General features: G+C 60.2%; 20 protein-coding genes, 1 pseudogene and 1 riboswitch. Of the genes and pseudogenes, 4 read left to right on the forward strand and 17 right to left on the reverse strand.

Features of this window, described 5'->3' with window-relative positions; all coding sequences use genetic code 11:
• Positions 1-167: 167 nt before the first annotated feature.
• The 14 genes from M0D69_RS33055 to M0D69_RS33120 form a co-directional block, all read right to left on the reverse strand.
• Positions 168-977: a class II aldolase/adducin family protein gene (locus M0D69_RS33055; protein ID WP_301786047.1), complete on the reverse strand. Its 810-nt coding sequence runs from the start codon at positions 975-977 to the stop codon at positions 168-170.
• A gap of 288 nt (positions 978-1,265) precedes the next feature.
• Positions 1,266-2,303 carry a tryptophan--tRNA ligase gene (gene trpS, locus M0D69_RS33060; RefSeq protein ID WP_301786048.1) on the reverse strand — a complete coding sequence of 346 codons (1,038 nt, stop codon included), beginning with the start codon at positions 2,301-2,303 and terminating at the stop codon, positions 1,266-1,268.
• Positions 2,304-2,512: 209 nt separating this feature from the next.
• On the reverse strand, positions 2,513-4,333 hold the full coding sequence (gene atzF, locus M0D69_RS33065) for an allophanate hydrolase (RefSeq protein WP_301786049.1): 1,821 nt from the start codon (positions 4,331-4,333) through the stop codon (positions 2,513-2,515).
• Between the two features lie 21 nt (positions 4,334-4,354).
• Positions 4,355-7,954: an urea carboxylase gene (uca, locus tag M0D69_RS33070; protein ID WP_301786050.1), complete on the reverse strand. Its 3,600-nt coding sequence runs from the start codon at positions 7,952-7,954 to the stop codon at positions 4,355-4,357.
• 189 nt (positions 7,955-8,143) lie between these two features.
• Positions 8,144-8,785, reverse strand: coding sequence for an urea amidolyase associated protein UAAP2 (locus M0D69_RS33075; protein ID WP_301786051.1), 642 nt, complete (start codon positions 8,783-8,785; stop codon positions 8,144-8,146).
• Positions 8,786-8,800: 15 nt separating this feature from the next.
• Positions 8,801-9,505 (reverse strand): urea amidolyase associated protein UAAP1, encoded by a 705-nt coding sequence (locus tag M0D69_RS33080; protein WP_301786052.1) that lies wholly within the window; start codon positions 9,503-9,505, stop codon positions 8,801-8,803.
• Positions 9,506-9,517: 12 nt separating this feature from the next.
• Positions 9,518-10,309 carry an ABC transporter ATP-binding protein gene (locus M0D69_RS33085; protein ID WP_301786083.1) on the reverse strand — a complete coding sequence of 264 codons (792 nt, stop codon included), beginning with the start codon at positions 10,307-10,309 and terminating at the stop codon, positions 9,518-9,520.
• The gene (locus M0D69_RS33090) at positions 10,309-11,121 is read right to left on the reverse strand and encodes an ABC transporter permease (RefSeq protein WP_301786053.1); all 813 of its coding nucleotides are present in this window, start codon (positions 11,119-11,121) and stop codon (positions 10,309-10,311) included. Before M0D69_RS33090 ends, M0D69_RS33085 begins: the two co-directional genes overlap by 1 nt.
• 27 nt (positions 11,122-11,148) lie before the next feature.
• Positions 11,149-12,219 (reverse strand): putative urea ABC transporter substrate-binding protein, encoded by a 1,071-nt coding sequence (locus M0D69_RS33095; protein ID WP_301786054.1) that lies wholly within the window; start codon positions 12,217-12,219, stop codon positions 11,149-11,151.
• A gap of 58 nt (positions 12,220-12,277) precedes the next feature.
• Positions 12,278-12,385, reverse strand: a riboswitch (guanidine-I (ykkC/yxkD leader).
• Positions 12,386-12,764: 379 nt separating this feature from the next.
• Positions 12,765-13,598, reverse strand: a complete 834-nt coding sequence (locus tag M0D69_RS33100) for an AraC family transcriptional regulator (RefSeq protein WP_301786055.1) — start codon at positions 13,596-13,598, stop codon at positions 12,765-12,767.
• A complete protein-coding gene (locus tag M0D69_RS33105; protein WP_301786056.1) occupies positions 13,595-14,260 on the reverse strand; it encodes an NAD(P)H-dependent oxidoreductase in 666 nt (221 codons plus the stop codon). The genes M0D69_RS33100 and M0D69_RS33105 overlap by 4 nt, the downstream gene beginning before the upstream one ends.
• A gap of 35 nt (positions 14,261-14,295) precedes the next feature.
• Positions 14,296-15,030: an enoyl-CoA hydratase/isomerase family protein gene (locus M0D69_RS33110; protein WP_301786057.1), complete on the reverse strand. Its 735-nt coding sequence runs from the start codon at positions 15,028-15,030 to the stop codon at positions 14,296-14,298.
• Positions 15,027-15,479, reverse strand: coding sequence for a DUF2000 domain-containing protein (locus tag M0D69_RS33115; protein WP_301786058.1), 453 nt, complete (start codon positions 15,477-15,479; stop codon positions 15,027-15,029). Before M0D69_RS33115 ends, M0D69_RS33110 begins: the two co-directional genes overlap by 4 nt.
• A gap of 592 nt (positions 15,480-16,071) precedes the next feature.
• Positions 16,072-16,662, reverse strand: a complete 591-nt coding sequence (locus tag M0D69_RS33120; RefSeq protein WP_301786059.1) for a hypothetical protein — start codon at positions 16,660-16,662, stop codon at positions 16,072-16,074.
• 556 nt (positions 16,663-17,218) lie between these two features.
• On the opposite strand from M0D69_RS33120, the gene M0D69_RS33125 reads away from it, so the two are divergent.
• Together M0D69_RS33125 and M0D69_RS33130 are read left to right on the forward strand one after the other, a co-directional pair.
• On the forward strand, positions 17,219-18,424 hold the full coding sequence (locus M0D69_RS33125; RefSeq protein ID WP_301786060.1) for a hypothetical protein: 1,206 nt from the start codon (positions 17,219-17,221) through the stop codon (positions 18,422-18,424).
• Between the two features lie 115 nt (positions 18,425-18,539).
• Positions 18,540-18,968 carry a CBS domain-containing protein gene (locus M0D69_RS33130; protein WP_301786061.1) on the forward strand — a complete coding sequence of 143 codons (429 nt, stop codon included), beginning with the start codon at positions 18,540-18,542 and terminating at the stop codon, positions 18,966-18,968.
• A 299-nt stretch (positions 18,969-19,267) separates the two neighbouring features.
• Here the strand turns inward: M0D69_RS33130 and M0D69_RS33135 are convergent, their stop codons facing one another.
• The gene (locus M0D69_RS33135) at positions 19,268-20,152 is read right to left on the reverse strand and encodes a LysR family transcriptional regulator (protein ID WP_301786062.1); all 885 of its coding nucleotides are present in this window, start codon (positions 20,150-20,152) and stop codon (positions 19,268-19,270) included.
• A 127-nt stretch (positions 20,153-20,279) separates the two neighbouring features.
• On the opposite strand from M0D69_RS33135, the gene argC reads away from it, so the two are divergent.
• Entirely contained in the window at positions 20,280-21,209 is a 930-nt protein-coding gene (argC, locus tag M0D69_RS33140) for an N-acetyl-gamma-glutamyl-phosphate reductase (RefSeq protein WP_047848539.1), read from the forward strand.
• Between the two features lie 226 nt (positions 21,210-21,435).
• Here the strand turns inward: argC and M0D69_RS33145 are convergent, their stop codons facing one another.
• Together M0D69_RS33145 and M0D69_RS33150 are read right to left on the reverse strand one after the other, a co-directional pair.
• A complete protein-coding gene (locus tag M0D69_RS33145; protein WP_301786063.1) occupies positions 21,436-23,115 on the reverse strand; it encodes an ABC-F family ATP-binding cassette domain-containing protein in 1,680 nt (559 codons plus the stop codon).
• A gap of 568 nt (positions 23,116-23,683) precedes the next feature.
• Positions 23,684-24,058: a VOC family protein gene (locus M0D69_RS33150; protein ID WP_301786064.1), complete on the reverse strand. Its 375-nt coding sequence runs from the start codon at positions 24,056-24,058 to the stop codon at positions 23,684-23,686.
• Between the two features lie 80 nt (positions 24,059-24,138).
• Here M0D69_RS33150 and M0D69_RS33155 point away from each other — a divergent pair.
• A pseudogene (locus M0D69_RS33155) lies at positions 24,139-24,285 on the forward strand (tyrosine-type recombinase/integrase); the annotation flags it as partial.
• Positions 24,286-24,293: the final 8 nt, after the last annotated feature.

Genomic DNA, 24,293 nt, shown 5'->3' on the forward strand with positions numbered 1-24,293 from the left:
AAAAAGAAATGAAGTGCCGCCACGCACAGTGGCTAATAGTGATAAAGAAATCAGCTAACTCCCGCAGACCACTAACGCCGAAAGTACCACCCCGGCATCAAGTCCGACCACTACGCCCAAAACCCCACCAGCATCCCTAACCGCCTCAACCTCCCACGGCTTAAAAATCAATCAAGCAGATCAGGCTCGGCCTCGACAAGACCTTCATACAAACTCTCAAACGAAAACAGCGCACCTCCCGGACGACCGACCCGCTCGTGCGTCAGTGCTGCGACGTCATGCGGAATTCGCTGAGGCGTGCCGGCGGCTTCGGCGAGTAATTGCGTGTGGCATGCGTTATCCAGCGCGAGATACCACCACGCGGCCGCTTCCACAGTCGGGCCTGCGGTCAGGATGCCATGATTCTTCAGGATGACCGCCTTGCTCGCACCTAGCGCTGTCGCAATGCGCGCCCCTTCCTTGGTGTCGAGCACCACACCCTGGAAATCATCGAATAGTTCGTGATCCTCATAGAACGAGCACGAGTCCTGTGTCAATGGATCAAGCTTGCGTCCCAGGGTCGACCACGCCTTGCCATATAGCGAGTGGGTATGCGCAGCCGCGACAATATCCGGGCGCGCTTCATGAATGGCCGCATGAATTGCAAATGCGGCTTGATTGACGGGTCCCTTACCTACAACGATCTCGCCGGCGCTGTTCACCAGCAGCAGGTCGGAAACACGCATGCGTGCGAAGTGCCTGCCAAGTGGATTGACCCAGAAGTGATCGTGCCATTCCGGATCGCGCGCGGTGATGTGGCCGGCGAGACCTTGGTCGAAACCGTAGCGGGCGAAAAGACGGAACGCGCCGGCAAGGCGCTCCAGACGATGCCGGCGTTCGGCCGCAGGCGTGGCAGGAGGCGGGACTTCGTCGAACCAGAATTTGCGGACGGGGGAGGCGTGCAGAGCAAGATCGGGTGCGTCGGTGAGAGTGCTCATTGTATTGATGTCCTTTGACGTTCAAGCGGCGCTAACCGTTTACGAGGAAAGCGGTTACGCCGGTCGGCAAGGCTAGTGGTGGCGAGTGTCCCTGGCGCGACTGGACGCCGTTTGGCGACAGGCGCCAAAAAGGATTCGGTGGCGCCAGTGGATCGCCTCAAAGGCTAGCATTCGGGAATGCAAAGGCTAAATATCAAATGAAGATAACCATATCGGTTGCACATGGTTTCGCTCAGGACGCGGAAAGCGCCAAGGTAGCCTGGTGCTTTCCAATCGGAGCGTTGCTTCTTAAGACCTTACGGATGCAAACGAAAACGTTCCTAGCGCTGTCCGCACTTCGTCGAGCGTGCGTTGCGTGACCGCCTTGGCACGATCCGTTCCGGCCTTAAGCATGCTGAAGACATAACCCGGGTCCTCGGCAAACCGTTCACGCCGTTCGCGCATGGGGGCGATCAACGCCTGGAGCTTATCTTCCAGCCTGTTCTTGAGCACCATGTCCCCGAGCCCTCCCGCCCGGTACGATGCCTTCAAGCGCTCCACTTCTGCACGGTCGTCGTCGAATACGTCCAGATAGGTAAAGACCACGTTGCCTTCAACGGTCCCTGGATCGGAGGCGCGCAGATGGTTCGGATCGGTGTACATACTCCTTACTGCTTCACGTATGGCGTCAGGCGTTGCCGATAGCGGAATCGAGTTGTTCTGCGATTTGCTCATCTTGGCTTTTCCATCGACACCGGGAAGGCGGCCCATCGACGGAATCAATGCCTCGGCTTCCGGCAGAACGTCCACGCCTGCTTGCCGGTTGATGCGTCGAACGATCTCGTTGGTCTGTTCGATCAGGGGAGCCTGATCCTCTCCTACTGGCACAACGTTGGCTTTGAACCCGGTGATATCGGCGGCCTGCGCGACCGGATAGCAGAGAAAGCCCGCCGGAATGTCGCGACCGAAACCGCGCGCCTGAATCTCTTCCTTGATGGTCGGGTTCCGTTCGAGGCGCGCAACGGTGACAAAGTTCAGATAAAGAAGGGTTAATTCGGCGAGGGCCGGCAGACCCGACTGGACCGCGATCGTGCTCTTGCGAGGGTCGATACCGACAGCCAGATAATCCAGCGCCACTTCCAGTACGTTACGGCGCACCTTGTCGGGATCGTGCGCGTTGTCGGTCATGGCCTGGGTATCCGCGACGAGGATATATTGCGTGTGCGTTTCCTGAAGCTCGATCCGGGTCTTTAGCGAGCCGACATAGTGACCCAGATGCAGCGGCCCGGTAGGGCGATCACCGGTCAGGACGGCGAGGCGTGGCGTGGACGGCGTAGCGTCGTGCATAAACGGATTCTCTTGGAGAACCGCCGCAGAACAATTGCACCGGGAGATAAAGCCATGTCAACCGGACTGCGGCGGTCATGGTCATTAAAAGGCGTGACAATGCCGCTCCCTCAGGAGCGGCACCAGGTATTCGCAGTGGCTAGATTGATTGCGGACATGGCATAAGAATGCCATAGAGCAAGGATTGTTGACAACGCCCCGTTTAACGATCAGGAGGCGTTTTCGAGGGATCCGCTCACGGCGGCAATCCAGCGCCTCCATCCACCAAACGAAGTAATTTCCCGCATTCCTTCCAGCCCAAAGGCATCGCAAATAAATCCTGTCTCCCAGCGGCCATCCGAGAGTTCGACTTTTCCGAGTCCCAGAGGCGCTGGAATGCCTGTCAGGAACGACCCCAATTCCGCGCTGGGCAACTCCCATACCTCGACTTCGATAGCCGCGCCGCCGCCATCGGAAACGCGCGCCATTCCGGGCCGGGCCACGACTCCCTCAATCGCAAACAACCGATAACAAGGCGCACTCGAGGTGCGTTCAACGAGTCGGCCGCCGCGCTGAAGCAACTGCCAGTTCAAAGGCAGTCCCTCCATATGCGCACCGCAAACCACAACGCGCGCGCGGTCGCCGTGAGCCTGTCGCGCTAACGGTTGCAAATCGGGAGCATTGCCTCCAACAACAGGAAAAGCAAACATCCGCTGTAATCGATCAGCGATACTTAGCAAATATTGATCGGTAAACGGTCGTCCAAAAACGGTAATGCCCCAAGGTAATCCATTGGCCATGAATCCGGCCGGTGTGGCAACGGCCGCATAGTCGAGAAGGTTCATGAAGTTGGTGTAATACCCTAGCAAGGAGTTCGGGCCGATAGGGTCCGCCTCCAGCTCCGCCAACGTGACCGGTCGAGGGAAACTCGGCGTGAGGACGAAGTCCACCTCTGCCATGACGGCATCGCAGACTTGCTTGAGCGCTTGAAGCCGGTACTGCGCGCGAAACGCATCGACAGCCGTCGTGCCCGGCGCTTTGGCGAGCACGTCGCGGATCACTGGCAGTACGGTGTCAGGTCGCGTCTCCATCAGCGCCCCCGCGACGCTATAACGCTCCGCGACCCAAGGCCCTTCATAAAGCAATCTGGCTGCTTCGGCGAATGGCGCGAAGTCGATTTCAACGCCCGTTCCACCAGCAGCTTCGAGCGTCTTGCGGGCATCGTTGAAAAGTGCCGGACTTTCGGCGCATCCCGCAAACTCGAGTGATGAAGGCACGCCGAATCGAAATGCGGATACCTCGCCGAATGCACTTGCATCGTTGAAGTGCGGATTGACGCGGCTATAAGGGTCGCGAGGATCTTGCTTCGCCGTGAGCGCGAGAAGTTCGCTAGCCTCGCGTGCGGTTGCTGTCAGATAGGTGACGCAATCCAGTGTGCGGCAAGCTGGCACGACACCCGCGGTCGACAGCAGCCCCTTGGTCCCCTTCAAGCCCACCAGATTGTTCAATGCGGCAGGCACGCGCCCAGAGCCTGCTGTATCGGTACCAAGCGCAAAGCTCGCCACGCCTAACGCCACTGCCAGCGACGACCCCGCGCTCGATCCACCAGAAGGGAAATCCGGATGCACGCTGTTGCGGCACTTGCCATAAGGCGAGCGTGTGCCGTTGAGACCCGTCGCGAACTGATCGAGATTGGTCTTGCCGACAGGCACCGCGCCAAGCGAAATCAATTGCGCGACGAGCGTCGCCGATTCAGTGGGTACATAGGCAAACGCAGGACACGCGGCGGTCGTCGGTATGCCGGCCAGATCGATGTTGTCCTTGATTGCGAACGGGATGCCATAGAGTGGCAGCGCATCGATGTCTCGTGTTTCCAGCGTGTCCAGATAAGGCGCGACTTCGTCCTCGTTCAGGACATGGATGAATAAGTAAAACTCGGGATTGAGCGCGGCGGCCTTTGCGAGCAGCTCGCCAATCAGTTTGCGCGGCGTGGTTTCTTTTGCACGATAGGCGGCGCGCAGCGTAGACATGCGCAGGTCGAATGATGGCATTGTTTTTCCTGATCTGACTGGTTAAGACCGTTCGATGATTGCAACCCGCTGGCCCGCGCGCACAGGCGAGCCCGGCGACACATACACTTCGCCGACCGTCCCGGCGCACGGCGCGCATACCGATATTTCCATTTTCATCGACTCGATGATAAGCAGTACGTCTCCTGCTGAAACGGTCTCTCCGGGTGTCACGCGCACTTGCCACAGGTTGCCGGCAATTTCGCTGTCCACCGCGATCTGTCCGTCTTCCAGCGGTGCTATCTCGGTGGTGTGGGGCACAGGCGCTTCAAGACTTTCCTCCGATGCGCCCGCTTCACGCCAACGCTCGCGCTCGGCCTGAAACGCGGCTTGCTGGCGCGCTCGAAACTGCGAGATACCTTCGGCTTCGCTTGCCAGAAACGCCTGGTAGCCGGCAAGAGACAACTCTGTCTCCTCTATCTTCAACGCATACCGCCCGAGCGGGAAATCCGCGCGGATCCGCAGCAGTTCTTCGGCGGAGACTTCGTAGAAGCGGATCTGATCGAAGAAGCGCAGCAGGTACGGGCGCCCCGCGAAATCCGCGATCTCGCGATAGCGATTCCACATCTGCAATGTGCGGCCGACGAACTGGTAACCCCCAGGCCCCTCCATGCCATACACGCACAGATACGCTCCGCCGATTCCCACTGAGTTCTCGGCCGTCCACGTCCGCGCCGGATTGTATTTGGTCGTTACCAGACGGTGGCGTGGATCGAGCGGCGTGGCAACTGGTGCGCCAAGATAGACATCGCCGAGACCCATCACGAGATAGCTCGCATCGAAGACAATCTGCTTCACGGCGTCGATGGAATCGAGGTCGTTCATACGACGGATGAACTCGAGATTGCTCGGGCACCACGGCGCGTCCTTGCGCACGGTCGTCATGTATTTATCGATAGCGAGCCGGCAAGCAGGATCGTCCCATGAGAGGGGTAGATGTACGATGCGCGATGGTGCGCGTAAGTCGTTTTGCAGCAGTACGTCCTGCCACTTTTGCTGGATTGTCGCGAGCAACTGGCTGAGCGGCAGCCGTTCCGGCTGGTAGTGAATCTGCAGCGAACGAATGCCCGGCGTCAGATCGATCACGCCCGGTAACGCGAGTGCTTCAAGCGATTGCATCAACGCATGACCGCGAAAACGGAGGACCAGATCGAGGTCCGGCGGCCCAATTTCGAGCAGCAAATGCGTGTCGCCGGAAAGTCGCGCGACCAGCCGCCCAGCGTGCGTGCCGGTGTCGAGAACGATGGGCGAAGTGAGCGTTTCAACCTGCGGGTATTCGGGCGCGCTCTGAAGTTCCAGCGTCTCCAGTTCATGCAGTCGCGCAGCCGCAGCTTTGCGGGCGGCATCGATTTGCACCGGCACGAAGCGCACTTTATCGCCCGCTTTCAATTGCCCGATCTGCCAGAGATCGGCCTCAATGATCGTCACCGGACAAACAAAGCCGCCGAGGCTTGGGCCGTCGGGGCCGAGAATCACGGGCATGTCGCCGGTGAAATCGATCGCTCCGACCGCGTACGGATTGTCGTGAATATTCGATGGATGCAATCCGGCTTCACCCCCGTCCTCCCGCGACCATTCCGGCTTTGGCCCGATCAGGCGTACACCGGTGCGGCTCGAGTTGAAATGGATCTCCCATTCGGTCGCAAGGAACTGCTCAATATAGCGTGGACTGAAGTACTCCGGTGAGCCGTGAGGGCCGTAGATGACACGCAGCGCGCGCACCGTAGCGAGTTGAGGAACGAAGGGCAAGGATGCGCCTGCGCTGACATCGTCCAGGGGATTCAGATGCAGCACATCGCCCGCGCGAAGCGCGCGGCCGCCATGACCGCCGAACTGACCGAGCGTAAATGTGCTGCGGCTGCCTAGATAAACCGCCACGTCGAAACCACCCCGCACGCACAAGTAAGCGCGTGCGCCCGCGCCGCGAATCGTGCCGAGCGCGAGCGTCGAACCGGCGGGAACGAACAGCGTCGTATGCTGCGATTGCTCTGCATCGTCGAGCACTACCGGCAAGCTCGCACCCGTGACAGCGACGACTGCATTCGTGTTGAAACGCAAGGTCGGACCGCCCATCGTAATTTCGAGCGCGGCGGCGTTGTCGCTGTTGCCTAGCAGCCGGTTGCCGAGCCGCAGCGCGCGATCGTCCATTGGGCCGGAAGGAGGAATGCCGACCGCCCAATAACCAAGGCGCCCCGGATGATCCTGGACGGTTGTCTGAGTGCCACCGCTTACGATTTCCACAGTGTTCGCGCGATACCGTAGTCCTTCAAGGCAGCGCGTCCATGGCTCGCCGGAGGCGAACGGGGTGTCGTCGATGATCTGGCGCAGATAGTCGCGGTTCGTCTCCACGCCGTAGAGGCTAGTGTTTTGCAAAGCGTCGGCGAGTGCCCGGCGCGCGGCATCGCGGGTGGGTGACCATGCGATGATTTTCGCCAGCATTGGATCGAAGTACGGAGGCACCTCGCAACCCGCTTCAATCCATGTATCGATGCGCAGCGCGCGGCCGTCGGCAGGAGGGAACGCCACGTCGGTCAACAGGCCCGGACTCGGCTTGAAATCGCGGCCTGGATCTTCTGCATAAAGCCGTGCCTGGATCGCATGACCCTCGGGCCTTGACGCCGCTGCCAGATCGCTCAGGGGTGCGAGCGTGCCTGCCGCCAGCTCAATCATCCAGCGCACAAGGTCCACTCCCCAGACCTGCTCGGTCACGCCATGTTCCACCTGCAAGCGCGTGTTGACTTCGAGAAAATAGAACTGCTGCGCGGCGCTGTCGTAGACGAATTCAACGGTGCCCGCCGACCGGTACTCCACTGCTTTGGCGAGCTTGATCGCGGCTTCGCAAAGCGCTTCGGACATGCCTTCGGGCAAACAAGGCGCCGGTGTTTCTTCCAGCACCTTCTGGTTGCGCCGCTGCACCGAACAGTCGCGTACGCCGAGTGCAATCGCGTTGCCGCGGCCGTCGCCGAATACCTGGACTTCAAGATGCCGCGCACGTTCGATGTACTTCTCCAGGAACACGCCAGCGTCGCTGAAGTTGTTCTGGCCGAGACGTTTCACCACATCGAAATGCGCACGGAGTTCGTTCGCGTTCCAGCACACGCGCATGCCGATCCCGCCGCCGCCCGCCGTGCTTTTCAGCATGACCGGGTAGCCGATCTTTTCGGCGGTTTGCAACGCGGCGTTCACGTCCTCCAGAAGGCCCGTGCCTTCGAGCATTGGCACGCCCTGTTCGGCTGCAATTGCGCGGGCAGTGTGCTTCAAACCAAAGGCGAGCAGTTGCGCCGGCGTGGGTCCGATGAACGCGATGCCCGCTGCTTCGCACGCCTCACCGAACTCCGCATTCTCCGAGAGAAAACCATAACCCGGATGAATAGCCTGGACGTTTTCACGGCGCGCGATGTCGAGGATCTTGCTGACATCGAGATACGTGGCCGACGCCGGGCCGTCGCCCAGACCATGCGCGATCGTGGCCTCGCTCACATGAAGACTGGCGCGGTCTGCTTCGGCATAGACGGCCACACCCGCGACGTTGAGCGCGCGCAGCGTTCTAAGGATGCGGCACGCTATGGCGCCGCGATTGGCGATAAGGACTTTCTCGAACATGAGAGATGGGGGATGCGTGGGCGGGCCGTCCCGCCACGGGGAAAAGCATGCCGCGGTCGTCCGCGGCAAGACGCATTTCGCGCGTCGTCAGAGCAAGCTTTTACTTGAGCTGTAATTCTTCTCGCGTCCGGGTGCAGTAGCGGCCCGAGCGTACGAGCAACACGAAATAAAGCCAGTCGCGCCACTTCTTCAGTTCCATATCAGCAACTCCGCGGGCGTCGGGTTGTAGGCGTTGCAAGGGTTGTTCAGTTGCGGGCAGTTCGAGATCAGTACGATCACGTCCATCTCCGCGCGCAGTTCCACGTATTTGCCCGGCGCCGAAATGCCGTCTTCGAAGGTGAGACCGCCTTCGGCCGTGACCGGCACGTTCATGAAGAAGTTGATATTCGCGCCAATGTCCTGCTTCGACAATCGTCCGTCGTGCGCACAAGCTCGCAAGTAGTTGTCGCGACAGCTATGCATGTAGCGCTTTTCCAGCGCGTAGCGCACGGTGTTGCTCTCTTGAGCGCACGCGCCACCGAGCGTGTCGTGACGGCCGCAGGTATCGGCGACGATGCTTAGCATCGGATTGCCGAGGTTCGAATAAAGCACCGTGCCGGTGGTGAGATACAGGCTCTTCTGGCGTCGCAGCGTGCGCTGCGGGTCGAAGCGTTCGCGAGGATCGGTGAGGCTGTAGAAGAGCGTATCCACGGCCTGGTTGCCTTCGAGATCCAGGATGCGCAGCGTCTGGCCGGCCTTCACTTCGTGAAGCCAGGGTTCCCCGGCCGCAAGCGTTTCGCGGAAGACGGCATGTTCGGGAAGTTTGTCGCTGACGGTAAGCGTTGTTGTCATGGTGTCAGAGTCCGCTTAGAGAAAGAAGCGATCGGTGTTCATGAAGCCGCGCACATTTTCTTCGCACGAGGTCCGGCAAAATTCCGCGACCTGGCGATCGGCTTGTCTTAGCGCAAGCTTGACCGGCTTGGGTGCATAGTCGGGATTCGGGTCGAGCGGATGCTGGATCGCGGTAAGCACGACGAGCGTGTTCATCGGGGCGTAGAGCTCAACGTAATCGCCGGCCTTCGAATTGCCGGGGACAAAATTCAGAGCGCCTTCGCTGGTTACATCGACGCGGCTGAAGAGGTTGAGCGTCATCAGCAAGTCGGAGATGCCGAGTCCCCACTTGCCGAGTTCAACGAGCAGGTTGTCCGCGCCATTGCGATAAAACGCGTTACGTAGCTCCTGATAGCGGCCGACGCCGTATTTATCGTTCACTTCGTCCGCATTCGAAACACCGCCTATTGCGTCATGCCAACCACAGGTGTCCGCGACAATGGCAGCGAGCACACGGCCCATGTCGGAGTAAAGGCAATGACCGGCCGAAAGCTTTGCGGTGTGTTGGCACTTCAGCGTATCGGGAAGATTTAGCCGTTCGCTTTTTTCAGTGGCGTTGACGAGCATGACACTCACGTTTGCGCCGCCGCGCAAATCCGTAAGACGCAAGGACTGACCGCGCTTGACGATCAGCGATGCATGGCCGCCGCCTGGGACGGTTTCTTCCAATAGCAAATCCATCTTCAGTTTCCTTTAAGCCGGGATCACATCGGCACGCGCGGCGCCTTCCACGGCGGCTTGCGCCGCATGAATGGACGAGGCCGAATCGCGGCTGTGATCGAGTGGAATGTTGTAGGTGATACGGGCGCCGTATGCGCCGGGTGCTTGCGGGTCGACGCGTACCTTGTCGAATACGAGCACGCGGCTGCCCAGCGTGAAACCTTCCTTCAGATCGTGCGTGACCATGAAGATCGTCAGGTTCGATTCGCGCCAAAGGCCGAGCAGCATTTCGTGCATGTCGCGGCGAATACCGGGGTCGAGTGCGCCGAACGGTTCGTCGAGCAGCAGCACGCGCGGTTTCATGACCAGTGCCTGCGCAATGGCGAGACGCTGTTGCATGCCGCCCGAGAGTTGCTGCGGATACTTGTCCACCGCTGCGCCCAGGCCGACCCGTTCCAGCATTGCGACCGCTTCGTCGCGGGCCGCGCGGCGGCGCGCGCCGAACAGCCGGCCGGTGAACTTCGCTTGTGGCAGTTCCAGCCCTAGCAGCACATTGCGAACCACGCTCAGATGTTCGAACACCGAGTAACGCTGGAACACCACGCCGCGATGTTCGTCCGGCTCGGACGGTAACGGTTTTCCGTCGAGCAGGATCGTTCCGCGTGTAGCTTGTTCCTGACCGAGCAACAGGCGCAGGAACGTCGACTTGCCGCAACCCGATGCACCGACCATCGAACAAAATTCGCCTTCTGCGATACTCAGGTTCAGCCGTTCGAGCACGACCTGGTCGCCGTATTTTTTCCATACGTTGCGTACTTCGATCATCATGCGCCTCCGCCGTACCAAGGGAAGATCCATTGCGTCAGGCGTCTTAGCGCTTCGTCCATCAGCCATGCAAGCAGCGTGATCCACATGACATAAGGAAGGATCACATCCATCGCCAGATAGCGGCGTACCAGGAAGATGCGGTAGCCGAGGCCGTCGGTAGAAGCAATGGCTTCAGCCGCGATCAAAAAGAGCCACGCGGAGCAGAGCGACAGCCTCATTGCAACCAGAAGACGCGGCAGCAATTGCGGCAGGATCACACGCAGGATCAGCGTCCAGCTTGTAGCACCCAGGGTCTGGGCCTTCACCCACAATTCCGCCGGAATCTCGCGCGTGCGCGACTGCAGGTCGCGGATGATCATCGGCGTAATGCCGATCACGATCAGCACGACCTTCGACAGCTCGTCGAGCCCGAACACGATGAACAGGATAGGCAGCACCGCGAGCGGCGGGATCATGGAGAGCACGGTAATGCACGGCGACAAGGTCGCGCCCACCAGCGGTATCGCACCCGTTGCAATTCCGGCGACCAACGCGATCGCGGCACTGACTGCGAGACCGATGCCAAGCCGTCTGAGGCTGGACACCGTGTCGTCCCATAGCAAATATTCGCCGGTGCGCTTGTCCTCCGTAAATGCGACCTGCTTGATGGCGTCGCTCATTTGCGTGGCGCTGGGCAGCAGCTTGTCGTCGGGATTGATCTTTAGCCGCAGCGACGACCCGGTGAAATAGATCGCCACCAGCACGATGAACGGCAGCAACAGCAGCATGAGGCCGCCGCTCCGGCTGGGATGTCGATTGATGAGTCGCATGGCGCGCACCCTGTTAAAGATGCCGGCTTAGAGCTTGCCCGCTGCCGCCATCGCGACATAGGAAGGATCAAAGCGCAACTTGACATTGCTCTTGCTGCCCACCACGACACCCCTGTCGAACGCCATGCCGACCGCGTCCGCACTCGGTGCGCTCTGACCGAGCAGGCCGTGATCGAACGAGAACCTGGCGACTCGCGTCATGATGGTCGGCAGGTTCGGGCTCGTGACAAAAGCGAGCGCGGCTTGCGGCGTATAGAAGAGGGCGGTGGTGGAGAGCTGGCCCTTGAAGCCGGCGAGATCGGTGCCTGACGATTTGGCCATTGCAGTAAGCGCTTCCGTGCTGCCGGCGCTGTTTGCGTGCATCAGCGCGACCATCTCGAACCATGCGCCGGTGAGCGCCTTGCCGAGCGCCGGGTTGTCCTGCAGCGTCTTCGTGTTGACGACCATCATGTCCATGATTTCGCCGGGAATCTTGCTGGAGTCGAAGACTTCGGTGACGTTCGGTTGAGCCTTGAGGTCGGCGAGCATCGGGTTCCAGGTCACCGCTTGTTGTACGGTAGGCGTGGCGAATGCAGCGGAGATATCGGCGTCCGAGGTGTTCACGACCTTGAGGTCGCGCTCGCTCATATGGGCGCTTTCAAGCGCGCGTGCAAGCAGGTAGTGCGAGACGGAGAACTGGACCAGATTGATCTGCTGGCCCTTGAGGTCGGTGAGCTTCTTGCCCTTGCCCTTGATGAGAACACCGTCGTTGCCGTTCGAATAGTCGCTGACAATCAATGCGGTCGAATCAACACCGCCGGACGCGGGAATGGTCAGCGCGTCCATGTTGGTCATTGCGCAACCGTCGAACTTGCCGGCCGTGTATTGATTGATGGATTCGACGTAATCGTTGAGCTGGACGACATCTACGTTGATGCCGTATTTCTTGGCCCACTTGGAGACAATGCCTTGCGTTTTGGCTTCGCCCCAAGGCATCCAGCCTGCATAGATGGTCCAGCAGACCTTGAAGTCCGTACGACCTGCAGCGAACGAGGGGGTGGAGGCGAGGGTGACGAGAGAGACGGCAGCAATGCCGAAAAAGCGAACAAGCTTGCGCATGGGTTTGACCTCGAGGGGACGGTTAGCGGACGGCCAGGAGCAGCGCGAACATCGCGTTCTCTCCCGGGCTTTTATCCCGCCGTGTAACCTCGCCTGAGGTCGACAACTCTCGGACCAGCACCTGCTCGACTAAGCCAAGCAGGCCGGAACCCTAGTCATCCATTTCCAGATTGTGTGCTTTGACCGGATGCTGCACCGGCTCCTTGCATTTTCTTTTAAGCGATTAGCGTGCCATGCACGGAATGACTTATTGTCAGGGGCTTAGCGAAAATGCGTGCTCGGGTTTGGGCTTTCGTGCACCGCACTTAAGCCGTTAGCGCACAGTTTTCGTGCATGCATTGTCTTGTGCATTGGCGCTTGCAATGGTGCCTAGCTGGGCAGCCGTGAGACCGAGTGCCGATGCTCCTAGCAAGGTCCGACGCGATTTATTGACATCACCTGCCATTCGTTGCTCCTTGTGAGATTGACTGCCGACATCGTCCGCGTGGGTGGCGAGGTAGTGTAGGGGACCTGCAACACACGGAGACGGTGGCAAAAACTCGGCATCATGAGAAGGCAGCCTGATAGACCTTCGGCGTCACGCCAGTCTGCTGCTTGAACACGCGCGTGAAGTGCGGTTGGTCGGAAAAACCCATTAGCGCGCCCACTTCCGCAATGGGCCTGCCGGCTCGCAACAACGGCATCGCGCTGCGCACGCGTTCCTGTTGCTGGAAGGCATGCGGGCTCAATCCCGCGTCGCGCACAAAGGCACGCAGCAGCACGAAAGGCGTCACGCCAAACTCGCACGCAAGCGTCGACAAGGTCAGGTGTGCGTACAGTTCGTCTCGCAGGCGGGACTTGATCGCGCGTACCAGCGCAGGCTCGCTGCGCACCACGGGCAGAGCGGCAGACCGGCCCGCGTGTCGGGCATGCAAGCCGATGACGGCGCGGGCCAGCGTTTCACTGCGCTTGAAGCAGTCCTCGTCCACCTCGGAACACCAGTTCACGCCGTAGAGCTGCTGTGACAGTTCAGCGTCGATGACGAACGGACTCGGCATGTCGAACCGCTCGCGTCGGGGAATGCCGAGCCTCCCGCAGTAGGCGGCTAGGGCTGCGGGCTGCACATGTGCCACGCGCATTTTCCATTGCCCATCGCCGGCGGCGGAACCTGCGTGCACCACGTCGGCATCGATGACGATCACGTCGCCACGGCGGCACACGCGTCGCTGGTCCTGAACTTCGACCGCCAGCGCCCCACCCGTAATCACCGCAAGGCAATGCGTGTCGTGCGCGTGCGGTGGATAGCGGTGGCCGACGAACTGGCCCTTGAGCATGACGGCATCCATGACGTCTGGCGCGTGCCAGAGCTTGATCGACTTCGTCGGTCCAGTGGTGTTCATGGTGAGGCTGCCCCTGGAAGTGGCTGGAAGATTTCATCATATTCCTCTAGCCGTGGCATCGGCATGCGCGGCTGCTCGTCGAGGCAGGCGACGAAATCGCCCCAACGCTTGAGCGTGTCGACTCGCTGAGCGTGCGAACAATATGGAATGTGCCAGGCAAAGAACGGATCGAGCACTTCATAACCGACATAACCCAAGGTCCCCTGTAGCAGGTGGCGCAGCATGCCGCCTGCAAGTTCGCCATGTATGCCTTGCGGCCCGAACATGTGCTCCCGGCCGCCCAGGCTTACCCCGACCACCGCGCGCTTGCCGACCATGCCACCGCGACCGTAGATGCGCTTGCCGCCGTACAGCGCGCCGGACAGGAAGCAGCGGTCGATCCATCCCTTGATAAGCGCAGGCACCGAAAACCAGTAGAGCGGGAACACCAGCACCAGCGTATCGCTGGCCAGCAGTGCGTCGACTTCCCGCTTGATGTCGTGCGCAAGGGCGTTGTGCTCAAGTGCGTGGCGCTGCTCCTTGGCGTAGACAAGGTAGTCGCTGTTGGCGCGCTCGGCGAAATCGCTGGCGCGCACCACGGGATCGAAGTTGAGCGCGTAGAGGTCTGAAAAACTCACATCGTTGCCGCGCAACTCCAGCAGGCGTTGGGCTTCATGGGCCATGGCCGTGCAGAAGGAGCGCGGCGACGACGTGAACTTTATGCATGAGGGGTCGAGCGCCAGGTAACGGCAGGAATGAAGGCGTTCAGGTGGGCAAGCTCGTGCTGGATGGCTTCGCTGGCTGACAGCGTAGCGCCCTCCAGCAACAGACGCCGCATACTTTGCAACGCTGCCGGCGGCTTGGCGGATAGCATCGTGCAGTATTCGTCGGCCGTTGCGCGCACATCCGCGTCGGGAACCACGCGCGAAACGAAACCCCGCTGCAATGCCTCCGCGGCCGTTATCGGCCGGCCGCTCATGAGCCAGTCGCGTGCGCACAAATCTCCCACCCGGCGGGCCAGCAATGCGGTTGCGCCGGCTTCAGGCACGATACCGAGATCGGCGAACGGAAAGCGGAACATGGCCCCCTCGCCGGCGACCACCCAGTCGGCGTGCAGCAGCAACGTGGCACCAAACCCGACCGCCGCGCCATTGACAGCTGCCACGAGCGGCTTGGGCTGGTCCGCGAAGGTCTCGATGCAGCGGGCGACCGCGCCGTCGGCTGCCTGCGGCCACAAGGAACCGAACTCGGCCTTGTCGTGGCCCGAGCAAAAACATTCGCTGGTTCCGTGCAGCAGCACGCAATGAACGCCCACGTCTCCTTGCGCCGCGCGCAAGGTGTTTGCCAACGCTTCGAACAGAGGGCCGTTCAGCGCATTGCGCTTTTCCGGACGGTCTATACCCACAGACCAGACCTGGCCGTGAAGCTCCGCGGTGAGGTTTGCGCCCATCATGCGAACAGGGCGAAGCCGCCGACCAGTTTGCCGACCTTCTTTTTGGGCCCGACCAGTCCGACAGCCAGGTACTGGAGGGACTCGCCCGGCAGCACGCGCACCGCGTGTAGAAAGGCGTCGTAGTCGACGGTGGCCTGCCCTTGCACGGGAAAGTCGACCACGTCGCAGTGCGCCAGCGATTTCTGGCGCAGCGCGTTCAACTGATCAGCCGTGGCTTTGAGAACCGGGATGCCAATGGGAATGAGACCAGGGTGCGCCGTGCCGTCCCGCTCTCGCAAGGGCTCTCCGACGAGATGGCTGTGGCGCTGGCCCAGCGTGAACGCCACCACTGCAGCGGCGTTCGAGGCTTTGCCGGGCGGGAGCGCTTCGTCCACGACGATGACACAACGCTCCGGCTCGGGCGGGGCTTCAATGGCGTTAGCGCCGTCTGGCTCGTTTTGTAATAACAAAGCATCTCTCCAGAAAAGTAAGCGGTGGAGGGAATGCTAGGTAGATTCAGGCCACAAGTATTGAACGATCTTGCAGCAAGCCGAGGTCGTGTCGGCGACGATGACACGCCCGAACCTCCACCCCAATTGTGGCGGACAACCTAACGCCAGTAGCATTTCAGGTAGGTCGATACCGACGAGCGGGGGCAAGCGACTTCAGCGATCGTCTCGTGCCGGCTCGGTAACTGACGGTCGCAAATCGCACGAACGGCACTTGATGGCCGATGGTTGTCTATCGTGATAGGTCAGCCACGCTCCGTGGCTGACGTGAGGCCGAAGCTTGAACAATCATGCGCGATGGCTCACCGATCACGGCGCCGAACATTGCTGGACGGATGTCCAAGGGCGCGCCGGTTTCCGAGATCGCCTAGCCAGCGACAGCCGGATCACGTTTTCGCTACCCACCACTATGTGTTGTAGACGGATGGCATGGCGGCAAAGTACTAGGCGGCGGCGAGGCCCGGCCTTGAATGGCCGCCACGGTGTCGGTGCACTTCACGACGAGGTCGACGTTGACTCGGCCTCTGCGCGGAGCTAAGTGCCCGATACAGACTCAGCGCTTGTCGCGAACTGCCTGCTGTCGTCGGCCCTGCGAGGCGATGTGTGTCTGGATCACCTTGGAACGCGAACCGGCGAGCTGCGAACGTTGCGCCGCTGCGCTCGCTTTTTCACTGGTCAAGCCCACGCTCGCCTTGGGATTTCTTGCCACCGACGCAACCGCCGCGCGCTTGTTGGAGGGCCTCTTTGCAGCGATGACCTTGCTTGGCTCGACGCGCGCCTTACGTGTCGCAGCTAGCGCGAGCGCGCTCTCCGCCTGGCTGGCCTTACGGGCTTCGGCCGCTGCTAACTTGACCTGTCGGCCCTCCAGGCGCTGCTGCACTTCTTCGAACAGCTTGACTTTTTGTTCAGTGCGCACGTTGTCGTTACCTTGCACACCCGACTTGGTCCCGGTGCGCTCGCGGGTGGCCAGTTTCTGACGGCGTAGAAGATCCCGATACTTGTCACGCAGGTCGCAAGCGCGCTTGATTTTCCGGCGCAATTGCGCAGCGTTCCACCCGGTCAGTGCCTCGCCGACACTGGATTCAAACAACGGCAACTCGGATGCGCTAAGCAATCCTCGTGCGTGGCGGCGGTTGTATGCCATGTGACGGCCTCCTGTGTCTATGCTGAATGTATAGAGCACGCCGCTCACTAGGGCAAGCCTGAGTTTCCGGAGCGTTAGCATCAAGCGCGAGGTGTTTAGATGGGGCGAGCCGCCCAATCAGACAACTTCCGGCATCGACAGAAGCCCGCACTGCATGAGGGAAAGTGGCCGGCTTTTGCCTGTCAGCTATCGGCAGAAGTCGACCCGGCGCCGTCCTTCGAGCCAAGACCATCTCAACGGCCGCTTCCGAGGTCCAACGGCCATTTTTAACCTTTAGCAGGCAGCAGAAGATCGGCCATTGAGTATGAGCTGGCCAGGTTTGCCAAAGGCAGACACTCATGAGGCGAACACGCGTTCCTATCACGAGCAGATGTGTAGGTCACCCTACGAAATTCACACAAGAACTTGACGGATACCTCTCTGCAGTATATCCCCTGAATAACGCCACCCCCGCCGCAAACGTGATCGATCGAAGCATGGAAGCGGTGAGACCCCCGGCAGAAAACCGCGGCCAATCCTAAAGAGTTTCGACCGGTTGGCGCGTCCCACACTTAGCGTGATTGCTCAAGACCCGAAAAAACAAGAGGATGCAATGACACGGTTACTGGTCTTGGCAACTCTGGCGGTCTCTTTTGCTATATCGAGTTGCGCGAATCGCGGCCAACCCGGCGATGTTTCGCACCCGGCAGATACTGCGGCCACTGGAAGCATCTATGTTGCCTACATGGGCGTGCCCGGTCCTAAGGGAGACAAAGGAGACCCTGGTCCAAAAGGGGGAAGGGGAGACCCCAGTATAAATGGTGTAACTGGTGCATCTGGGCCGACTGGACGCCAGGGTGAGCCGGGCCTTGGAGAACGAGGTGCTAAAGGAGAAAAAGGAGATGCCGGGCTGAAGGGCGAGAAAGGTGACGCAGGACCGAGAGGCGACCGGGGAGAAAAGGGAGACCGTGGTGAGAGAGGAGACCGTGGCGAAAAAGGCGACCGAGGTGATCGAGGCGAGAAAGGGGGGGCCGGCACCCCCGGCAAAGATGGAGCAACAAGCATCAATGGAGGCGCTGGCACGGCTGCTCCCTGGCTCTGGTCATGGCCACTGTCACTAGAGCCGACGCCCAAAACGCCCGGCGGTTCTGTCAACTGTTCGGATTGCCATGAAGGAGCCGGCTCGCTGGCGATTCGTGTCCTGTCTGCCCTGTTCACAGGCCTCTCGGGTCTCGTCGCAGCGCTAAGCCCTATCCTTATTGCATTGATTGAGAAGGAGAAGAGCATATCCGATCCGGGCCAACGACCTTCCGAACGAGAATCGCAGGAGTATGCGCGAGAACAAATAGTGCCCTCTCCTGGGATGTCCGGGAATGAACGAGAATCTAAAATCAATGCTCTTGCCGACAAAGACTTCAAGGAACGAACGGTAGCGTACGAGATAAAGCTTGAAAGATATAAGGAGGTTTCAAACAATGCACTTCAAAAGGAAGTGACCATTATCTCTGTGGGAGCGTATTTCTTCGCGTATCTGGCCCTCAGATTTTTAGAGTTGCTATTCATCTTTATTTGCGCATATACACTCATCATTGGCGTGATATTCATCTGCTATGCGTTTGGAAAAAAGATATTAGACGACGCGGCTTACAAGAAGACTCAAGCCGAACTGGAACTTGCAATGGTGAAACTAAAGCAGGCACACGAGTTGGACATGACAAAACTGAGATTCGACCAACGAATGGTTCTGCGCGGAGCGAAGACAAAGTCGGACAACGGATCCTAAAACATCCTTTCCAACCGATAAAGGGTTGAATGGCTACCCAATTTGCATCAGAACCGGTCTAAGTATACAACTTGAGTGGGATCCGATCTTGCAATGGACAATAGGGGGAGCACAAATGGACTACGCCATGAACGTGAAGAAAATCATGAGCGCGAGGGTTGTCACGGTTGAGTTGGACGACAAGCTATCCGCGGTTAAGGAGATTTTCGAGAATTGCAAATTCCACCACGTACTCGCAGTCGAGGACGGCGAGCTTATAGGTATCGTTTCAGACGGGGATTTGTTCAAGGCGCTGAGTCCGAACATTGGAACTTTCACGGAAACCTACAAGGATGCCGCGACCCTGGATAAAAGAGTGCACCAAATCATGGCGCATCATCCTATTGTGCTTGGCGAAAATGCCACAATTGGCGGCGCGATTGATTTATTCAATGCACACAATATTTCTTGTATTCCTGTTGTGAACAGTGGCAATTGGCCTGTTGGAATCGTCTCTTGGAGAGATATCCTTAAAAATATTCGGCCGGGGACGTTGCCCGTTTGATTTCCGTTTTCCGTATTGAAAGTCAGCAGGTCAAGTATTCGGCCGCACTTCCATACGGACGGCCTATTTTTCCACTATAGATCGTCAACGATTCAGTCGCCGATGTCGACCGGCCGAAAGTGGCCGAGCCCGGTCCGACGTTGAACTGGCGGAGTGGGCCGCCATTGATCGGTCCACGTCGGGCAGAAGTCGACCCGCTTCGGCCGGTCAAATTTCTACAAACCGGCCATTCATTCGTCGTGGCGCGCAATCGGCTACCGTCCCAGCCAGAAGCAAGCCGAGGAGGCAAATGGCAATTCCTACGCCAATCGGAGATCCCACAACACATCGAGTACGTGTTGCGTGGAACGTTCGACGTATCCCGCACGATGTGCAACGCCGAGGCGACGCCACAACGCAGGGCGTAGCGCATGCATGGCAATGCGTCGGTCGGGCAAAGGCGTAGTGGCCTCATGAGGCAACAGCGCTGCCCCGTAACCCGCCGCGACCAGGCTCTTGATTGCGTCGTTGTAGTTGAGCTGAATGCGCGGCGCAGGGTGGTGACCGCCGGTCGCGAACCACTCTGCAGTCAGACGCGAGAGACGCGTGGTGGAGTCGTTAAGAATGAGCGGCTGAGCCGCGAGCCACTCAGGCGTGATGCGAGCAGGACATCGCCAATGTGCCGGCACGAAGGCCATGACGGGGTCGCGACGCCAGGGCTTTATTGTGAGCCCAGCCACCGGGGGCTGAGGGAGAGCAACCAGCCCAACATCCAGCGTTCCATCCGCCAGTCGGGACAGCGTTTCATGCGAAGTGAGTACGGCAACTTGAATGTCTATAGCGGGATGGTGCTGACGCAGCCCCTCAAGCGCTTGCGGCAACAGGTGCGCGATCGCGCCGGTCGACGCACCGAGCCGCACCCGCCCTTCGAGCCCCTGCACCTGGCGATGAACATCGTCCAACGCCTGCTCCGCGTCGGCCAGCAGTCGACGCGCGCGCCCTACCAACATCTCGCCTATCGCCGACGGTCGAACATGTCCGCGCTTCCGTGACAGGAGCGGAGCCCCAATGCGGTCTTCCAGTTCAGCGATGTGCAGGCTGACCGTTGGCGGTGCCAGGTGCAGCGCACGCGCCGCGTCGGCGAATGAGCCACGGTCGGCAATAGCGACCAGGGTGCGCAAGCGGTCCAAGCTGATCTCTCGCATGTCAGGTTCCAGATTCAGAAAAACTGAATGTTAGCGTTATGAAATTCAACTTTCGCTATTCTAGCTGTACGCAGAAGATAGGGGCTCACTCTCATCGTTATGGCCCAGTCACCGGAGTATTCCGCGCATGATCCCTCCCCTCGTTTTCATCGACGGCGACCAAGGCACCACCGGGTTGCAGATCCACGAACGGCTTCGCGATCGAAGCGACCTGAAGCTATTTACGCTTCCCGCTGCGGAACGCAAGGATCCGAAGCGTCGCGCCGAAGCCATTAACGCCTGCGACATCGCCATCCTCTGCTTACCCGACGACGCCGCGCGTGAGGCGATGGATACGATCGCCAATCCCGCTGTCAGGGTAATCGACGCGAGTTCCGCCCACCGCACGCAGCCGGACTGGACATACGGTTTTCCGGAGATGGCTGCGGGACAGGCGGAACGCATCGCGAACGCACGTCGGGTCACCAATCCTGGTTGCTATCCGACCGGTGCGATTGGCCTGCTGCGTCCCCTGCTACAGGCCGGGCTCATACCAGACAGCTATCCGGTCAGCATTCACGCTGTGTCCGGCTACTCGGGACGTGGACGTGCCGGCGTGGAGGAGCACGAGGGGCGGGGCGCCGTCAACGCGCCTTCTTACCAGGTCTATGGTTTGGAACTCGCGCATAAGCACACCCCGGAGATCCAGCGGCACGCCGGGCTCGCGCAGCGTCCGATCTTCGTCCCTGCGTATGGTGCGTTCCGCCAGGGCATCGTGCTGACGGTGCCCTTGGAGTTGCGGCTGCTGGCGCCCGACGTGGATGGCGCCGCGTTGCACGAATGCCTCGCGCGGCACTATGCCGAGGCGACCCACGTGCATGTCTTGCCGCTGCTGGAATCGTGCGCCTTAAAGCACCTGGATCCGCAAATGCTGAACGGTACGAACGACATGCGCTTGAGCGTATTTCCCAACACGGCGCACGGGCACGTGCTGCTATCTGCGGTTTTCGATAATCTCGGCAAAGGCGCATCCGGCGCTGCGGTTCAGAACCTGAACCTGATGCTCACGCAGCAATAGTGGCCGATGGATTGAGCGAACGTTCGGCCGCATCCATATGCCGACGATTGTTGTCAATCTGGTCGTAGCCGTCGAATGTCTCATACTGGGCGCAGTCCGACGTTGAGCTTGCGGAGTGAGCCGCCATTGATCTGCCCGCGTCGAGCAGAAGTCGACCCTATAGCGGCCCTTCGACTCGATGCGAGCGCTATGGCAGCTTCCAAACTGGAACTGCCAGGGGGTTGACTCAGGCGATGACCTTCTGCTCCCCGGCAGCCTGCTCGCGCATGCGACGGGCTTCGTCGCGCAGGAACTGCTGGTAATCGTCCAAATCGCCGTCGAAGGGCTCGACGCCACCCTTGGTGACGAGCCAGAACTCGTCACATACCGCGCGCAGCAGGGACCGGTCGTGACTGACGAGCATCACTGTACCTTCGAATTCGTTGAGTGCCATGCCTAGCGCTTCGCGTGTGGCCAGGTCGAGGTGGTTGGTAGGCTCGTCGAGCAGCAGCAGGTTGGGACGCTGCCACACAATCATGCACAACACGAGCCGCGCCTTTTCGCCGCCGCTCATCGTGCCGACCTTCTGATGGACCATGTCACCACTGAAGTTGAAGGTGCCGAGGAAGGTGCGAAGCGATTGTTCGGTGCCACTCTGGCCGGGGGCGCGCATGTTCGCCGGCGTGTCCTTGGCAAGGCGGATCATGTGTTCCATCGGCGTGTCGAGAGGACGCAGCACGTCGAGTTCCTGCTGTGCGAAGTAGCCGATGTTCAGGCCTTTGCCTTCGCTGATTTCGCCGGCAATCGGCGCCAGCTCGTGCGCCACCGTCTTCACCAGCGTGGACTTGCCTTGGCCGTTGGCACCGAGAATGCCGATGCGCTGCCCGGCCAGCACGGATCGGTTAATGCCCCGCACGATGACCGTGGGCGGCGTGCCCGGCAGGGCGTCGGTCGGCGCCGGGTAGCCGAAGCTCGCGTCCAGCATCGACAACAGCGGGTTCGGGACGTTGAGCGGCTCCTTGAACTCGAAGGTGAAGTCTGCGTCGGCAAGCACGGGTGCGATCTTCTCCATGCGCTCGAGCGCCTTGACCCGGCTCTGCGCCTGCTTCGCCTTCGAGGCCGTGGCCTTGAAACGGTCGATGAATTTCTGCAGGTGGGCGATCTTGTCCACCTGCTTGGCCATCGAGGCCTGCTGCAATACCAGTTGCTCAGCGCGCATGTCTTCGAACTTGCTGTAGTTGCCGCCATAACGCACGAGCTTGGCGTTGTCGACGTGCACCGTCACCTGCGTCACCGCGTCGAGGAATTCGCGATCGTGGCTAATCACTACCATGGTTCCTTGATAGCGCTTGAGCCACGCTTCCAGCCAGACCAGCGCGTCGAGGTCGAGGTGATTGGTCGGTTCGTCGAGCAGCAGCAAGTCGGACGGGCACATGAGCGCGCGCGCCAGCTGCAGTCGCATGCGCCAGCCGCCGGAGAAACTGTTGACCGGCTGGCTAAGCTGCGCAGCACTGAAGCCAAGGCCCAGGATTAGCGCTTCGGCGCGTGCGGGGGCATCGTGTGCACCAGCGTCGTGCAGCTCCATGTAGGCGTGCGCCATGCGCATGCCATCGTCGCCGGCCTCAGCGGCCGCTACTTCGGCCTGCGCGGCCAGCAGCACGGTGTCTCCCTCGACTACGAAGTCGGTCGCGCTCTGCTCGGTCTCCGGCATCTCCTGCGCGACCTGGCCCATCTTCCATGCAGCAGGAATCGAGAACTCGCCGCTGTCTTCGTGCAGCGTGCCGTTGAGAAGGCCGAAGAAGGACGACTTGCCGGCGCCATTGCGGCCGACAAGACCAATCTTTTCGCCGGGGGTGAAGGTGACGGACGCGCTGTCGAGTACGACATTGACGCCACGGCGCAGCGTGACATTACGGACGGAAATCATAAGCAGCTACTTCGGAGAGGATAGGCATGATAGCCGACCGGACGTACAGGGCTGTCTCTTTTCTGGCCGCACGAGTGAAGAGCCGCTTGCGCTTTGCGGCGCCCACTGGCCACAAAGCAAGGCGGGTACTGGCGCACCGGGCGTTCCGGCTGCGGGGCCAGGACAGACGGTGAGTGACGGCTGCTGGCCGAACCCGGTCTGCCGCTGATTGAGGGGAGTCGGCCGCCGTTCATCGGCCTGGGTGTCGGGCAGAAGTCGTTTTGGGGTTGTTCGATGCCTGCCATTGTCCGCAGGAATGTGAGTGCGCCATCGCGCGTGTTGGCAGGCGTCGAATAAGCCTAAACGAACCCGGTCGGACGTTGAACTGGCAGAGGGGCCGCCGTTGATCGGTCCGCGTCGGGCAGAAGTCGACCCTGTATAGATGGTCCGTTCCGCTTTCGCTGATACTAGTTGCACTGGCAGTTTGCTGCCAGTGCTGGCGGAACATCCACCCGCGGGCTACGAATAACGGACGCTCAACATTGACATGAGAGGCGGCCTAGCCTCGCGAGTCCGCTCGATGGAAGGGTTAGGCCTCGGGTTGGTGGCAAACCACTTCGATGTTGTGCCCGTCCGGACCAATGACAAAAGCTGCATAGTAGTTCGCGTGGTAGTGCGGGCGCGGACCAGGCGCACCATTGTCTTTGCCACCCGCCTCCAGAGCCGCGCGATAGAAAGCTTCGACTTGCTGGCGATTCTCGGCCGTGAACGCCAAGTGAAGATGCGCCGGCTTCTCCTCGGTTTGGTACAGGCACAATGAAGCCTTACCCTGTGGGCTAAGCTCGACACCGTAAGTCGGCGGCCCCTCCGAGACAACAGCTACGCCGAGCGGTTCGAGTGCCTTGACGAAGAACGCTTTGCTCGCTGCATAGTCGCTGACTCCGAATTTGACGTGGTCGAACATGACTTCTCCTGAAGTGTGTGGGCCTGCGCGAGGCCTAACGCGATTTAGAGATCACCGCGATGTTGCCGCCCGTAGACACAAGTAGCCACCGGTGGCAGTCGGGGTATGACATCCGCACGGTGCAGGAGTTGCTCGGACACGCAGACGTGGCCACCACGATGATGTACACGCACGTGCTGAAGGTTGGCGGTGGAGGCGTGCCGAGCCCACTGGACTCGTTGCCTTGAAGGCGGCC

Source organism: Caballeronia sp. SEWSISQ10-4 2, from assembly GCF_030464885.1.
In the GTDB taxonomy this organism is placed as follows: domain Bacteria; phylum Pseudomonadota; class Gammaproteobacteria; order Burkholderiales; family Burkholderiaceae; genus Caballeronia.